Source organism: Methylorubrum rhodinum (genome assembly GCF_014199935.1).
In the GTDB taxonomy this organism is placed as follows: domain Bacteria; phylum Pseudomonadota; class Alphaproteobacteria; order Rhizobiales; family Beijerinckiaceae; genus Methylobacterium; species Methylobacterium rhodinum.
Genome location: NZ_JACHOP010000036.1, coordinates 1 through 14,727, shown reverse-complemented (window position 1 = coordinate 14,727; position 14,727 = coordinate 1). Strand labels below are relative to the sequence as shown.

Genomic DNA, 14,727 nt, shown 5'->3' with positions numbered 1-14,727 from the left:
TCGATGAGGCTGGGGCAGCGGTCACGCGGCCAGCGAGACCTCGCCCCAGCCCAGCCGTGTACGAACCTCGGCGAGCGCCCCCACGAGCGCCCGCATGTTGCCGTCCGGATGCGTCCAGATGGCGGCCGGGAATGTGCCGACTTTGCGCTCAAGCTCGATAAACGTCCGGTTCCGGCCGTCCTCGCGCAGCTTCCGGAGGGAGACCTCGACCACCTCGGAACAGGGGAGCATCGTCTCGGTCCTCGTGAGGTAGGATGCAGTCACGTCAAGCCCGGCAGCGGGCGGTGCCGCGGGCGCGTGTCCGCACGGACCGCGCGGCGGAGCGCAAGGATCAGTCCCCGGATGCAGGGCCCATGTTGGGTGCTGGCGAAGTCGCCAGGCGACCTTCTCCCGCCTTGTTGATGTACTGGCTGGCGATGAAGAGCCCCTTCAGCGGCCGGATGACCGGCACGCAGGCCAGCAAGAGGAGCGGAAGCGTCACGAGCGCATGAATCCAGAGCGGCGGTTCGTAGGCGAGTTCAAACCAGATGCCGAAGGCAGTGACCGGGAAGGCCATCGTCATCATGATGAAGAAGGCTGGGCCATCGGCCGGGTCGGCGAAGCGATAATCGAGGCCGCACGCCTCGCAGCGCGGCTTCAGGGCGATGAAGCCGTCGAACAGGCGCCCCTCGCCGCAGCGCGGGCAGCGGCACCGCAAGCCGACTGACATGAGGGGTTGATCAGTCGTCCTTTGCATCGTCAACGTTCCTGAACCGCTTGCCATCCGGCGGCATGAAGAGGCGCCTTGCGTGCCCCAAATGTATGGCTTAATGGTCCATACATTCGCGGTTGAAGCTGGCTGCTCCAAAGGCGCTAGACCAGACAAAGCTACCGTTCGCCTTGCCTGCATGACACATGTATGCATACGACGATGCGAGAGCAGGGGTCAACGATGGAATTCTGGAACCCGACAATCGCCGGCGACGCAGGCCCGAAATACCTAGCCATCGTCAGGGCGCTGGCCGAGGACATCCGCGCCGGCCGGCTCCCGCCGGGCGTGCGCCTGCCGCCGCAGCGCGCTCTCGCCAAGCAGCTCAACGTCGACCTCACCACGGTCACGCGCGCCTTCAACGAGGCGCGCCGGACGGGCTTGATTAATGCCACGGCCGGCAGGGGCAGCTTCGTTCGCGGACCCACATCGCCGCCTACAGAGTTACGCCGGCCGGACGTGTCCGGAAGTGTCGACTTCAGCATGAACATGCCGCCCCAGCCGGTTGGGGCGCGTCTTGCTGAGCGTATGGAGACAGGCCTGGCGCAGCTTGCAGGTTCGTCGGGCTTCCTCGACCGCATGCAGTACCAAGACAGTGCCGGGAACCTGACCGACCGCGCTGCGGCGGCACAGTGGCTCGGGCAGCGGCTCGGGCCGCTTCCGGTGCAGCGGGTCCTCGTGGGAGGCGGCGCCCAGGTCGTGCTCGCCGCCGTGCTTGCCGCCATCCTCAAGCCGGGGGATGCACTCTGCGTTCCGGCCCTGACCTATCCAGGTCTGCGCATGGCCGCCGAGCGCCGCAGCGCACGCCTCATTCCGGTCGCCTGCGACGAGGATGGGCTCGACCCGGACGCGTTTCTGGAGAGCTGTAAGGCCGAGCCGCCGCGGGCCCTCTACCTGGTACCGACGCTGGACAACCCGACCACCGCGACGCTGCCGACGGCGCGCCGCGAGCGGATCGCCGAGGTCGCACGCGCGCACGGCGTCGCGATCATCGAGGACGACGCCTACGGAGCACTGCCGCCCGACGCTCCGGCACCCATCGCCGCCTTGGCCGGGGATATCACGTGGCATATCGCGACGCTGTCCAAGTGCGTCAGCCCAGGCCTGCGCATCGCCTACGTTGCGGTACCAGGGACGAACGAGGCGGTGCGGCTCTCCGCCGAGCTGCGGGCCATCAACATGATGGCCTCGCCGCTCACGGCCGCGCTCGCCTCGCAGTGGATCGCCGAAGGCGAACTCGACGCGGTTGTCGCGGCCATCCGCAAGGAGAACGGCCTCCGGCAGGCGGTCGCGCGCGAGATCTTGCGCGGGCTCGACGTCCGCGCGCATTCCTGTGGGCACCACCTCTGGCTCCGGCTTCCCGAGCCGTGGCGGCGCGGCGAGTTCGGGGCGCATGCGCGTCAACTCGGGCTGTCGGTCATCCTAAGCGATGCCTTCGCTGTCGGACTCGCTCCCGAGGCCATCCGGGTCTCCCTGGGTGCTGCCCCCGACGTCGAGACCCTGCGATACGGTCTCAGCCTGCTGGCGACGCTCCTGACGCGTCCGCCCGGCGCGATCTCCACGGTTGTCTGACATGGCGGACGTGGCGGGTGCATCCGGCGCGGACGAAAGCTCGGCCAAACACCGGCGGGATCTCACCTGGCTTCGGCGGACCAGCGTACCGGCCACCTTCTTCGGGATGGTCCTGGGGCTCTGCGGACTAGGCAATGGCTGGCGCGCAGCCGCGCGCCTCGGGTTAGGGCCGGCCTGGGTGGGCGAGGCGCTCTCCCTCCTCGGCGTGGCGGTCTGGGCGGCGTGGCTGGTCTTCTACGCCGCTCGGTGGCTGAACGACCGGGACATTGTTCTGGTCGAGGTGCGTGATCCGACGTCGTCGTTCTTTGCCGCGCTGGCTCCCGTCGCCACCATGATCGCGAGCGTCGGCCTCGCGCCACACCTTGGGTTCGGATCGGTAGGATCGGGGCGTCTCAGTCGAAGGCTAGGAAACCCGCGCCATGCCCGGTCATTGCACGCCGCCCTCGCGAGGCCGCGCCTGGACCCGGTGCCGGAGCGACGCGGCGCGCCGGCACGCATGTCGGCACGGGTTGTAGGCGACCGAGGGCGCATCCTCGGCGCCACGTCGCATACTCACCGATCTGGCGGCCTCGGAGGCTCGGAGCGCGGTTTCGAGCAACTTGCCCCTGGTGGTGGTGAACCACGCCCGATGTCGGCCGGGGTACACACCGGCCGCTCGGTTCGATCCTGCCGGCAAGGCCGAGGTTGGCCGAGCGCTCTCCCGCGCGCAGCAAGACACTCACACGATACAGGCCGTCGCCTCGGTCACAATCGGCGACGTGCCGATCTCCGTGATCGGTTCAGCGCCGTACCGGTACCGGCCCGTCCATGCCCGGCCAGTCGGAGTAACCGGTCGCACCGCCGCCGTACCAGTAATGCTTGGGTGCCTCGGCCAGCGGTGCCCCGCTCGCCAGCCGCCCGACGAGGTCCGGGTTGGCAAGGTAGGGCCGGCCGAAGCTGAACAGATCGGCGCGGCCCTCGGCCAGTTCCTTCTCGGCGAGATCCAGGGTGTTCTGGTTGTTGCCGATATAGGCGCCCTCGAACCGGCGCCGCAGGTCGAGGAAATCGACGCCGTCCGGCACATCACGGGTCTGCTGCGTGACGCCCTCGATCGTGTGAATGTAGAGCAAGCCGAACTCGTTGAGCGCATCGACATAGGCGCCGAAGGTGGCATGCGTCTCGGAATCGAGCGGTGTCTCGCCGGGCTGCGTCGTGGCGGGCGACAACCGGATGCCGACGCGGCTTCCGCCGTCCCAGGCCTCGGTCACCGCACGGACCACCTCAAGCGGGAACCGCAAACGATTCTCGATCGAGCCACCGTAGCGATCGGTTCGCTTGTTGGTCGAATCTCGCACGAACTGCTCCAGCAGGTAGTTGTTGGCCGAGTGGACCTCGACCCCGTCGAAGCCGGCGCGCTTGGCGTTCACGGCCGCGCGCCGGTAATCATCGACGATGCCAGGGATCTCGTCGGTCTCCAACGCCCGCGGGGTGACGTGGGGCTTCATCCCCTCCATCGTGAAGGCAGTTCCCTCCGGCTTCACCGCCGAAGCGGAGACCGGGAGTTCGCCCCCTGGCTGCAGGTCGGGATGGGATATCCGGCCGGTGTGCCACAGCTGGAGGAAGATGCAGCCGTCGTTGGCGTGGACCGTCGAGACGATGCGCTTCCAAGCCTCGATCTGCTCGTCCGACCAGATGCCCGGCGTGTAGGCATAGCCCACGGCCTGCTGCGAGATATTAGTGGCCTCTGAGACAATGAGGCCGGCGCTGGCACGCTGGCCGTAATAATCGGCGGCGAAGTCCGGCGGTACGCCCGCGGTCGAAGACCGGCTGCGGGTCAGCGGCGCCATCACGATGCGGTTCTTGAGGTGCAGATCGCCGATTGTCACGGGTTGGAGGATCGGGCTCGTCGTCATGGTACCTCGGATTGTGTGTGCGGGGTAATGGTGAGCGGAGCGCGGGTCAGCCCTTCAGGAAGGTGATCAGATCCGCGTTCAGCCGTTCGGCATGGGTGAACGGCACGGCATGCGGCGCGCCGTCATAGACGACGAACTCGGCGCCGGGGATCGCGGCGGCTGTGGCCTTGCCCGACACGTCGATCGGCACGGTCCGGTCGGCATCGCCGTGGATCACGAGGGTCGGCACGCGAAACGCGGCCATGTCGGCGCGGAAGTCGGTCTCGGCGAAGGCCGTCACGCAGGCGGTCGTCGCCTTCGGCGACCCGCGCATCGCGAGGGTGCCGGTCCATTCGATCAGGTCGGACGAGACCGGCGATGAGAGCATCCCAACCCCGAAGAACGTCTTTGCGAAAGTCGCCATGAAGTTCGGGCGGTCCTTCTTCAGCCCGGCGATCATGCCGTCGAACACCGCTGGGTCGACGCCGTCTGGGTTGTCGGCCGTCTTGAGCATATAGGGCGTCACCGACGAGACGAGCGCGGCCCGAGTGACCCGGGCGCCGCCATGCCGGCTCATGTACCGGGCGATCTCGCCGCCGCCCATTGAGAACCCGACCAGCGCCACGTCCTGCACATCGAGGGCGTCGAGCACGGATTTCAGGTCGTCGGCGAGGGTGTCGTAATCGTAGCCGTCCCAGGTCTGGTCAGAGCGGCCGAAACCGCGGCGGTCGTAGGCGATGGTGCGAAAACCAGCCTCGGTGACCGTCCGCTGCTGGAACTCCCACATGTCGGCATCGAGCGGCCAGCCGTGGATGAGCACGACCGGCCGACCGCGTCCCCAGTCCTTGAAAAAAAGCTTTGCGCCATCGTGGGCCGCGATGAAGGGCATGATGGTCTCTCCGGTCGGACGATCGTCTCTCACACGACCGGTTCCGGGCGGCCTTGGTTCCCCGGGGTGAAACCTGCGCGGATGGCGCACACCGCATTAAGTGCGCTGCGGAAAGCGCCGGTGGACCGCCGAGGAAACGCGCCGGATCATCTAGCGGCAACGGCTCGTCCGCACCTGACGTGTTCGTTCAGCCCGCAGCGCCAGACGAACCGGTGTCTCCGACCCACCAAGCCAGCGATCACGATCGCTAAACAACTGCCTTGAGCGTTTATCCGCTTTCAAGCGCCGGATCTGAAGCGGTGAGCGGCTGAGTTGGGTCATTCGGCAGCCTGGGGGCGACCATCCTGCTGGCACGCTGCGGCCATTTCGACCGCGGCCCTGAGGTTCCGGCTCCCCCACGACCCGGGCGTCTACAACGCCGTTCAGCGCCTCCTCTACGTCGCGGTCCTGCTCATCGGGATCGTCGTCGTGCTCTCCGGTCTCGCGATCTGGAAGCCGGTCCAGTTCGCGCCTCTGACGGCCCTGATGGGCGGCTACGATACGGCGCGGATCGTCTATTTCCTCGCTATGGCCGGGATCGCCGGCTTCGTGGCGGTGCACCTCTCCCTCGTGGTCCTGGTCCCAACGACGCTGCCGACGATGATCATCGGCCGAGAGATCCATTTCGGTCGCAACCCTGCGGTGAAGCCATGAAGCCCCTCGATCGCTTTCTCCGCCGTCCGCGACCGGATCTCGCAGGTCCCGGAACGCACCTCGTCCGAGCTGATCGACGCCTGTTCCTCCGCGGAGGCCTCGTTGCGGCGGGGAGCCTCGCGCTCGGCGGTTGTGACCTCTCGGACAACCCGCAGGTGGAGAGCGTCCTCGGTGGCATCTCGCGGCTCAACGATCGCGTCCAGGGTGCCCTCTTCGGAAGCACGCGCTTGGCCCCGACCTTCGATGTAGCGGACATCACCCCGGACTTCCCCTTCAACGCCTATTATCCGGCAAGCAGGATTCGGGTAATCGACGGCACCACCTGGAAACTTGAACTCGCCGGTCTCGTCTCCGACAAGGCGCCCTGGACGCTCGACCGCCTGAGGACTTTGCCGCAGGAAGCGCAGATCACCCGCCATGTCTGCGTGGAGGGCTGGAGCGCCATCGGGCAATGGTCGGGCGTCCCGTTCCGGACCTTCCTCGAACGGATCGGGGCCGACACGACTGCACGCTACGTCCGCTTCGCCTGCGGTGACGACTATTGGACGAGCATCGACATGCCGAGCGCCCTTCATCCTCAGACGATCCTCGCCCTGGATTACGCCGGCGCGCCCCTGCCGCCAAAATACGGCTTCCCGGTCAAGTTGCGCATTCCGACGAAGCTCGGATTTAAGAACCCGAAGCACATCATGGCCATTACGGTGACGAACGATTATCCAGGCGGCTACTGGGAAGATCAGGGCTACAACTGGTTTTCCGGAATCTAGAGAGGTCAAGCTGAGATTTTCGGATTTCGACAGGTCTAAGGTGCTGGGTCGGAGGTTGAAAGTCCGCTTCGAACCGGGAGGCTGAGGGCCGCTCCCCACCCATAGCAGCCCATCTGTTCAGTTCGTTATGGGTGTGCGGAGGAAGACCGGCGCTGTCAGTCCGGTATGGGTCCACCCTAAACGAACTAATTTGAGCCTAAGTTCTGAACCAGACAAACCCTTGAAACGGCAACGACCGGGAGGCGGTGCGAAAATCTTGATTTTTGACGAAAAACACTCGCTCGGTACCGCCGCTACTCCCTTGGTTTGGCTTTCTGCTCCTCAATCACCTTGATGTAGCCCGCTGCTTCGGTCTGGCCGTGCGCCTGGGCCTTTCTAAGCCAAGCGATGGCCTCGGCCCGGTCGGCCTCGCTGACGCTATTAAGGCCCTTCCCGCGCCCGGTCGCCAGCAGAACGCCATAGGCGAACTGTCCGTCGGCATAGTCCTGCTCGGCCGACTTTCTCAGCCATTCGGCCGCCTTATCGATGTCGCGGTCTACGAGACTGCCCTTCTCGTAGGCCAAGCCGACATCATGCTGGGCGCGGGCGTCACCGAGTTTGGCCGCCTGCTGGGTGTAGCTAAATGCTTTCTTTTCGTCGGCCGACACGCCGTTGCCCTGCGTGAACATGTTGGACAGGTTAATCAGCGCGGTCGTGTTGCCCTTCGCAGCCAGACCCTCCCAGATTTCCTTGGCCGTATCATAGTGGCCCATTTTGTATTCGGCATATGCCTTGAGGTTCGTGACCGCATCCGCCGACCCGTCAGCGCCTTCCGAACTCGGCATCTGCGCACCGACTGAGGATGACACCAGGGCAACCGCTATAGCGAGAAAGCATGATCGGGCGAGATCGTTGAACGAGCGGGGACGCGGCATCGATAATTCCTAGCTTTATAAGAAACGAGACGGACAATTACTGCGTGTCTGCGGCCAGCAGATATCGCTTGATAAGAAATTTCATGGAGTGGTTCCAGGCCTCATCGTTGTTGCCGCGCAAATCGACGCTTTTGGTAAAGACGGGATTGCCTGATTGAACGTCCTTCATATAGACGTTGATATTCAGGATCAACTCGGAAACCTTCTGCACCTCAATCCATGCCACTTGATCTGCACCGACCTCCTTCCCGTATGTCAATTCGCATCCGCCGCACTCGCCCATTTTCTGATCTTTATTGATTTTTTCCTGAATGGATGCGCTGACTGGAACGGATTCGTAGTTTCCGGATGCTTCGAGCGATGACTTGAATATATCCTCGATTTTCATCAGCCGGTTGCGCTCAGCGTCGGTTGTCGGAACCCACTGAGCATGATCGTTCTGCAAGGTGGCTGACAGGACCGCGATCTTGATCGGAGCTTCGGCCAAAGCTGCTTGCATGGGCGCGGCAAACAGCGTAATACCAATGCCAAGCAAAACGGCAGCTTTATTCAAATAATGACGCGCGCGGCCAGCGAATAAGATCTGCATGTTCCTACCCATAGCTTTGTGATCGTGGGTCAGGATTAAGCAGGACAGCACGCGTGCGATACAGCAAATGGCACGTGATGCTTTGGGCAAAATGCCCAATCTTCATAAACGGTTGCCTGCGGTCTATGGCTGGACGGGTTCGCGGGAGACAAATCAATGAGCCGCCCAGCCCTGTTAGGCGGGACGCCCTCCAAACGGCCCACGCGCTTCGATCTCAAGCAGGCGCTGGTGGTGCGGCTGATCCTCGTCGCGCTGTTCTGCGTAATCGGTTCGGCGCTGTTCAACCTTCACAACACCGCCCAAGAGGCGACCGACCAAAACCGGGAGGTTGCGGCGGGCATCGAACAGCATCTTGTCACCCAGCTCATGCGGATTGAAACAGCCCTCGACCGGGCCGACCGCTTTCCCGATTGGGACGCAATCGCTCGAAACAGCCTCCGGTCGGGGCAGTGCATCGAGTTCCTGAAACCGAACAACAGCGTGGGCAACTCGCTGTGCAGCGGCATCGATCAAAGCACGCTGCGCGCGCCTCTTTGGTTCGTCGGAGCATACAAGCTGCTATTCTTATCACACACCGACATCGTGAGGCCGCTCGCTTCACGCGGGCAGGCAAAAGGCGCGATCAGGGCTACCATCGCGCCGGAGGCGGTCGCCGAACGTGGGTGGCTTGAGCTGTCGCGCATGCTTGGGGTGTGGGGGGCCATGATCGCGGCCCAATGCGTACTCGTCTACGTGGTGGTCCATCATGCGCTGAAACCCACAGACGACATCCTGGCGGGGATCAACCGGTTAAGCAACGGCGACCTGACGGTGACGCTACCTGCCTACGAGTTAAACGAGTTGGCGCGCATTGCCGAGGTGTTCAACGAGCTGGCCCGGAAGCTCCAGACCACGACCCGCGAACGGGCGGAACTGGCCCGGCAGCTTGTCGATGCACAGGAGCGGGAACGGGCGCATATCGCGCGCGAGCTGCACGACGATGTTGCCCAACAGGTCGCGGCACTGAGCGTCGTCGCCCGGTCGATCCAAAAGCTGATCGGGCCAGCGGTGCCGCAGGCGACGCGGGAGTGCAACGAGCTGGTCAAGATGTGTTCGACGGCCCTGCGATCCCTCCGCGAGACGCTGATCCACCTCCAGCCGCCTGAGATTGACGAGCTTGGCTTGGTTGCCAGTCTGCAAGAGCTGATCGACACCAAAAACGGCGCGACGGGCAACACCACACGCCTTTCCTTCCACCACGAGGGCCGCTTTGACCGGCTGCCCATCGACACCGCTGCGCACGTCTACCGGATCGCACAGGAGGCCGTGAACAACGCCCTTCGGCATGCCCAAGCGCGCACCGTCGATGTTAGGCTCTGGAAGACGGGCGAGCGGATCGAGCTGACTGTGCGCGACGACGGCTTGGGTCCAGGCCCCACCTGGACGGCAGTGCGGGGACAGAACTCGGGAGTCGGCCTCATCGGCATGCGCGAGCGCATCTTTGCGCTCAATGGCGATTTCTACGCGGGGGAGGGGGCACCTAGCGGCTTCGAGGTTCGGGTCAGCTTCCCGCACACGGCGCAACCGGCCAGCACGACAGGAGGGGCCGCGTGATTGATGTCATGCTCGTCGATGACCACGCAGTGGTCCGTGAAGGCTACCGGCGACTGTTAGAGCGCGAGGCCGACATGTCGGTGGTGGCGGAGAGCGGCGACGCTACCGAGGCTTATCAGCTCTACAAGACGGCAGCGGCCGACGTCGTGGTCGTGGACATCAGCATGCCAGGCCGGGGCGGTATCGACTTGATCCGCCAGCTACGCCAGTGGGACGCCAAGGCGCGGGTTCTGGTGTTCAGCATGCACGCAAACGCCAGCATCGCCTTGCAGGCATTTAAAGCTGGCGCGGGCGGCTATTTCACGAAAAGCAGTGACCCGGAAACGTTGATCGACGCGGTGCGACTAGTGGCGAACCATCGCCCGGCGTTGTGCCCGGAAATTTCTAAGGCGTTGGCGATGAGCCGTCTTGAGGATGATAAAACCTCGTTTGACAAACTTTCACCGCGCGAATTTGAGGTATTGAGGCTCATCATAGAGGCTAAAAGCACCGAGGAAATTGCCAATAATCTAAATCTTACTCCCAAAACTGTTGGAAATTATCACTATTCAATAAAATCAAAACTTGGCGTCAGCTCTGACATCGATCTGGTTTATTATTGCATGCGGCGTGACTTAGTAGCTGGATTTGTTGCTTAAGCTACCGCCGTTTTTAGATCAAACCCGATCTGTTCCATAATGGATTTTTATGCGAACTGGCAATTTGTCCAAGTCGCCTGCCTGGTCAAAAATCGCTTGTCAGGGACGGTTCGAAAAAGGGGTGGAGAAGAGAACCGGCGCTATCAGTCCGATATGGGTCAACCCTAAAAAGACCTATCTCGTACCTGAGTTATGGACCGCACAAGGCGATGGGCTTCGTTCGGTAGCGAGGTGCGGTTGAGCTATCCGCCTGCGGGCGTGGTGTGCGAGCTGACCGCGACGCTGGCCGGGATCGAGGCCAACGAGTAAGCCGCCGGACGCGGCTGGGTGAGGTAACTGGTGGAATGCGTAGGATACATTGCCCGTTCGCCTGAAACTTTCCTGGCCGTGCGTCCGTAGCTGCCTCCGTTGATCGTGAGCGGTGCCGGAGTTCAGCTTTTGCGCCCGTTTCAGTGTGCCTGAATGCTAAGGCATCGGAAATTATTATTCATTTTCAGGAACTTACGTAGAGTTTTTTGGCTTTTGCCCTGGTAGGCTGGCAATGCCGGTCTCCGCAGGAGGAAGCTCATGAAAAAGCGTACCCTCGGCCTCGTCGCCGCAGCCATGCTAGGAGGCCTCAGCTTCGGCGCTGGGCCCGTATCCGCTGCCCCCCTCGCCGTCCCCGGTCTGCAAACCGATCAGGCTTTGGCGACCCCGGTGCAGATGACCCGCTCCGAGCGGATGATGATGCGGGACCGCATGATGCAGCGGCGTATGATGGAGCGCCGGATGATGGAGCGGCGCATGATGCGTCGGAAGATGATGAAGCGGCGGATGATGAACCGCATGTAAGTCGTCCATTCGGGAGGGGTTCTTGGCGGAGCCCTTCCCGGAACGATTGGCTTCAGCTTCCATTGTCTCGTATGGCTGCACAAGCCGACACAGCGTTATGGACAATGAAGCCGCACTTTCTTCTAATTCGAAGTCGTTCCGGGCGCTTCAATCTTACACTGATTACCGATCATGGCCGTTTGCAGGGTGTGGTTCAGGTTGATGTTGAAACGCATCAGTCGCAGGACGACATAAGAAAAATGGCGATGGAAAAAGTAAAATTACTGGCCGAAGCTTTTTGTAGTAAAGCGGACCTAGAAGCAGCGGTGACGTAGCGGCTGGATCCACACTGACCGGGATCAAGGCCAACGAGTAGCGTGGTTGCATTAGAGCTTGGGCCGACGAGGCAGGCGATTGGGGGGCACTGCACGCCCGCCCCGTCGGTGCTCCTCGGCGCGAACGCCGAAGCCGGTTCAAAGCTAAGGCTAGAAGGCTGGTGTTCAACGGGGCCGTTTGTCACCTCTCTGTGACCTGTGCACGCAATGCTGAAATTTGTCGAAACAATCGTCGGGGCTGCAATCGCATCGATTGTACTCATGATAGCAGCATCTTGCACGAATATCCGGCCGACGAGGCTGCCCGACCCCCCCCCGCCGATCGTCAGACCGGCCGAATATGCATTCGGTGACACGATCGCCGCACTCGATAATCGTGCGGCAGGGTCTGCGCAGGATCTGTTGAGGCCGACCTATGGGCGGGGAGATGAGCTGAGCCTACTGGCACCGGCGGGCACGGATTTCGCTGTGCTGGCACGATGGTACGAGGCGCGTGCACAGGAGACGGGTTGGCGGCCGGTTGAAGATTTCACTGCGCGTTTAGGCCGCGGCCGTCACGGTATCGCCTATGCAAGCGGCCAGCAGGCATTTGCGCTGATTTGGATTGACGCAACGGCCGCCGACGGAAGCCGGCCTGTGACGATGATCCGCTTCGGCGAGCCGGACTGAGCGCGCCCGAAATGCAACGCAGATCGCCTGCATGGTGATCGCGGACGATGCGTGAGGTACAGCCGGATATCCCGCCGATGAGTTCATCGTAAGGATTGATCGCGGACCTTCTCAAGGCCCGCACGGGGTCGATGGCGGCAGTCAGGACCGGTTCGGAAGAGGTGTGGGGAGGAGAACCGTCGCTATCAGTCCGCTATGGGTCAACCTTTTGCGAACTGGTCATGGCAGCCGCTTTCGACCCATCCGGACCTTAAGCCGCTGGTCTTCGAATGTCCGCAAGGGAGCGGAACTCCGATCCCATCAGAAATGCCGGTGTGTCAGGACGCCGGAGAGCCCCGCCATGCCTCGACTGTCTGCCCGCCGAAGATGGTCGGCGTCGGCAGGTCAAAAATGAAGTATGGGTTGAGGCTTGGCGGTCGCCCCGCCGCGTCCAGGCGGCTCTGCTGCTCGGGGGACAGCGTGACGTCGAGCGCGGCGATGTTCTGAACGAGTTGCTCCGGGCGGCTCGCGCCCACGAGGACCGAAGAGACCCCCGGCCGACGCGCGACCCAGGCGAGCGCCACCTGTGCCATCGGGCGGCCGGTCTCTTCCGCCACCGCCCGCAGCACGTCCACCACCGCGAAGTTGGCCTCCGTGAACAGCATGCCGCCGAATGGGTTGTCGCCGTTCAGCCGCCCGTCGCTTCCGCCAGCAGCCGCGTCGCCCGCGCGGTCCGGGAGCGACCCTGCCGGGCCGGCTTCGGCGAGCTTGTCGCGTCCGTACTTGCCCGTCAGCAGGCCCGCCGCCAGGGGGCTCCATGGCACCAGTCCCATGCCGAGCGCCCGGCCAGCGGGCAACACGTCGAGTTCAACCCCGCGGTCGACCAGCGAGTAGGCGTATTGCAGGCCGATCGGCTCCGGCAAGCCGTGGGAGCGAGCCAGGGTGGCGATCTGCGCCGCGTACCAGGCCGGCGCGTTCGAGAAGCCGTAGTAGAGGATGTCGCCGCGTGTGACGGCATCGGTCAGGGCGCGCAGCACCTCCTCGGGCGGCGTGGTCCGGTCCCAGACATGCGTCCAGTAGAGATCGATCCAGCCGGTCTTGAGGCGGCGCAGCGAGCCTTCCAGGCCTGCGCGGATGTTGCGGGAACTGTTGCCGCCGGCGAGCGGCGTGCCCTGCTCCCGGGAGAAGCCGGACTTAGTCGCGACAACGAGACGGGCGCGCAGCCCGCGCTCCGCGACCAGGTCGCCGAGCATCGTCTCGCTCGTGCCGCCCGAATAGATGTCCGCCGTGTCGACGAAGTTGCCGCCTGCCTCGACGTAGCGGTCGAGGATCGCGCCTGCGGCCGCCGCGTCGCAGCCCCAACGGCCCGCACCGAAGGTCATTGTGCCGAGGGCGAGCGGACTGGCCGCCAAGCCCGAGCGTCCCAGGGTCCGATACTGCGTCAGGTCCATCGTCACGCCTCTCTGTTGAGGGGTGAGAGGTAATCCGCGACCGGCACCGCGATTAGCGGCTATGGATCGCAAGGGCTCATGAGCTTGGCTCAGGAATGCGACGCGGCACACTCGACGATTTGGCGGCCTTCGCGGCAGTGGCGCGCCATCGCAGCTTCACCCGGGCGGCGGCCGAGATGGGGCTCTCGGCCTCCGCCCTCAGCCACGCGATGCGGGCGCTGGAGGAGCGGTACGGCGTGCGGCTCCTCGCGCGCACCACGCGCAGCGTCGCCCCAACCCCTGCCGGCGAGCGGCTGCTGCGCTCCGTCACCCCCGCCCTCGACGAGGTCGTCCGAGGCCTCGACGCGCTGGCCGACTGGCGGGGCGAGCCGTCGGGCAGCCTGCGCCTGACGACGTTCCCTTACGCCGCGCGGACCATCCTCGAACCAAGGCTGCCCCGCTTCCTCATCGACAACCCGGCCGTCTCGGTGGAGGTGAACGTCGACGACCGGCTGACCGACATCGTGGCGGCGGGGTTCGACGCCGGTATCCGGTTTGGTGAGACGGTCGAGCGGGACATGGTCGCAGTACGCGTCGGGCCCGACCTGCGCACGGTGGTGGTCGCGACCCCGGACTACTTCGCGCGCCACCCGCGGCCGGACACGCCGGCCGACTTGGAGGTGCATCGTTGCGTGAACTATCGCTTGGTCGGCGGAGGTGGCCTGCTGCCCTGGGAGTTCGCCCGCGAGGGGCGGGAGGTTCGGGTCCGTGCAAGCGGACAGTTGATCGCCAACGACGGAAACCTGGCGGCGGCGGCCGTCAGAGCTGGGGCCGGGCTCGGCTACATGCTGGAGTACGAGGTCGCCGGCGACATCGCGGCCGGCCGTCTCGTTCAGGTGCTCGATCACTGGTGCCCGCCGTTCCCCGGCTGCTACCTCTACTACCCGGATCGGCAGGTCACCCCGGCGATGCGAAGCCTGATCGAGGCCCTCCGCTGGCGAGGCGGGGCGATCCGGTGAGGCCGTCCCGCTTATTTTGGCACTCAGACAAATCTACTTATGTCGTGGCCGCTACTTATAGGTCCGCTTCTTCCTAACAAGCGGAATCCTAAGTTTGCAGGCTTGAAGGTCTGCAAGCCACCGAGGCTGTGTGAGAACGCGGTTGGGTGTTTCGGCGCGGATTATGACGGGGTGCGAGGTGCCGCGTGCCCTCACGCCCGCAGGGCGGTGA

16 protein-coding genes and 1 pseudogene are annotated in these 14,727 nt (G+C 64.1%); 10 read left to right on the top strand and 7 right to left on the bottom strand.

The features are described from left to right. Nucleotides 1–21 precede the first annotated feature (21 nt). Together HNR00_RS24125 and HNR00_RS24120 are read right to left on the bottom strand one after the other, a co-directional pair. Nucleotides 22–231, bottom strand: coding sequence for a hypothetical protein (locus HNR00_RS24125; protein ID WP_246391081.1), 210 nt, complete (start codon nucleotides 229–231; stop codon nucleotides 22–24). Between the two features lie 100 nt (nucleotides 232–331). Continuing rightward, a complete protein-coding gene (locus HNR00_RS24120; RefSeq protein WP_183573870.1) occupies nucleotides 332–736 on the bottom strand; it encodes a DUF983 domain-containing protein in 405 nt (134 codons plus the stop codon). Between the two features lie 195 nt (nucleotides 737–931). Between HNR00_RS24120 and HNR00_RS24115 the strand changes: the two genes are divergently transcribed. After that, nucleotides 932–2,320, top strand: coding sequence for an aminotransferase-like domain-containing protein (locus HNR00_RS24115; RefSeq protein ID WP_183573868.1), 1,389 nt, complete (start codon nucleotides 932–934; stop codon nucleotides 2,318–2,320). A gap of 1 nt (nucleotide 2,321) precedes the next feature. Further along, nucleotides 2,322–2,651, top strand: a pseudogene (locus HNR00_RS25905) (SLAC1 family transporter); the annotation flags it as partial. Between the two features lie 448 nt (nucleotides 2,652–3,099). Here the strand turns inward: HNR00_RS25905 and HNR00_RS24105 are convergent. After that, nucleotides 3,100–4,212, bottom strand: coding sequence for an alkene reductase (locus HNR00_RS24105; protein WP_183573866.1), 1,113 nt, complete (start codon nucleotides 4,210–4,212; stop codon nucleotides 3,100–3,102). A 46-nt stretch (nucleotides 4,213–4,258) separates the two neighbouring features. Beyond that, nucleotides 4,259–5,080 (bottom strand): alpha/beta fold hydrolase, encoded by an 822-nt coding sequence (locus tag HNR00_RS24100; RefSeq protein WP_183573896.1) that lies wholly within the window; start codon nucleotides 5,078–5,080, stop codon nucleotides 4,259–4,261. 363 nt (nucleotides 5,081–5,443) lie between these two features. On the opposite strand from HNR00_RS24100, the gene HNR00_RS24095 reads away from it, so the two are divergent. Continuing rightward, nucleotides 5,444–5,773 (top strand): cytochrome b/b6 domain-containing protein, encoded by a 330-nt coding sequence (locus tag HNR00_RS24095; RefSeq protein ID WP_488199502.1) that lies wholly within the window; start codon nucleotides 5,444–5,446, stop codon nucleotides 5,771–5,773. Continuing rightward, nucleotides 5,770–6,540, top strand: coding sequence for a molybdopterin-dependent oxidoreductase (locus HNR00_RS24090; RefSeq protein ID WP_183573864.1), 771 nt, complete (start codon nucleotides 5,770–5,772; stop codon nucleotides 6,538–6,540). Before HNR00_RS24095 ends, HNR00_RS24090 begins: the two co-directional genes overlap by 4 nt. 293 nt (nucleotides 6,541–6,833) lie before the next feature. Here HNR00_RS24090 and HNR00_RS24085 read toward each other — a convergent pair whose 3' ends face one another. Both HNR00_RS24085 and HNR00_RS24080 read right to left on the bottom strand, forming a co-directional pair. Continuing rightward, nucleotides 6,834–7,454, bottom strand: coding sequence for a tetratricopeptide repeat protein (locus HNR00_RS24085; RefSeq protein ID WP_183573862.1), 621 nt, complete (start codon nucleotides 7,452–7,454; stop codon nucleotides 6,834–6,836). A 37-nt stretch (nucleotides 7,455–7,491) separates the two neighbouring features. Further along, entirely contained in the window at nucleotides 7,492–8,043 is a 552-nt protein-coding gene (locus HNR00_RS24080) for a DUF3280 domain-containing protein (RefSeq protein ID WP_183573860.1), read from the bottom strand. Between the two features lie 156 nt (nucleotides 8,044–8,199). Between HNR00_RS24080 and HNR00_RS24075 the strand changes: the two genes are divergently transcribed. The 5 genes from HNR00_RS24075 to HNR00_RS24055 all read left to right on the top strand — a co-directional run bounded on the left by HNR00_RS24075 (nucleotide 8,200) and on the right by HNR00_RS24055 (nucleotide 12,088). Further along, the gene (locus tag HNR00_RS24075) at nucleotides 8,200–9,636 is read left to right on the top strand and encodes a HAMP domain-containing sensor histidine kinase (protein ID WP_183573859.1); all 1,437 of its coding nucleotides are present in this window, start codon (nucleotides 8,200–8,202) and stop codon (nucleotides 9,634–9,636) included. A gap of 8 nt (nucleotides 9,637–9,644) precedes the next feature. Then, the gene (locus HNR00_RS24070; RefSeq protein ID WP_183573894.1) at nucleotides 9,645–10,274 is read left to right on the top strand and encodes a response regulator; all 630 of its coding nucleotides are present in this window, start codon (nucleotides 9,645–9,647) and stop codon (nucleotides 10,272–10,274) included. 567 nt (nucleotides 10,275–10,841) lie between these two features. Beyond that, nucleotides 10,842–11,105 carry a hypothetical protein gene (locus HNR00_RS24065; RefSeq protein ID WP_183573857.1) on the top strand — a complete coding sequence of 88 codons (264 nt, stop codon included), beginning with the start codon at nucleotides 10,842–10,844 and terminating at the stop codon, nucleotides 11,103–11,105. Between the two features lie 71 nt (nucleotides 11,106–11,176). Further along, nucleotides 11,177–11,419: a hypothetical protein gene (locus HNR00_RS24060; RefSeq protein ID WP_183573855.1), complete on the top strand. Its 243-nt coding sequence runs from the start codon at nucleotides 11,177–11,179 to the stop codon at nucleotides 11,417–11,419. A 207-nt stretch (nucleotides 11,420–11,626) separates the two neighbouring features. Further along, a complete protein-coding gene (locus HNR00_RS24055; protein WP_183573853.1) occupies nucleotides 11,627–12,088 on the top strand; it encodes a hypothetical protein in 462 nt (153 codons plus the stop codon). A gap of 317 nt (nucleotides 12,089–12,405) precedes the next feature. On the opposite strand, the gene HNR00_RS24050 is transcribed toward HNR00_RS24055, so the two are convergent. Next, nucleotides 12,406–13,518, bottom strand: a complete 1,113-nt coding sequence (locus tag HNR00_RS24050; protein ID WP_183573851.1) for an aldo/keto reductase — start codon at nucleotides 13,516–13,518, stop codon at nucleotides 12,406–12,408. Between the two features lie 95 nt (nucleotides 13,519–13,613). Between HNR00_RS24050 and HNR00_RS24045 the strand changes: the two genes are divergently transcribed. Next, nucleotides 13,614–14,516 (top strand): LysR family transcriptional regulator, encoded by a 903-nt coding sequence (locus HNR00_RS24045; protein WP_183573849.1) that lies wholly within the window; start codon nucleotides 13,614–13,616, stop codon nucleotides 14,514–14,516. Nucleotides 14,517–14,727 lie beyond the last annotated feature (211 nt).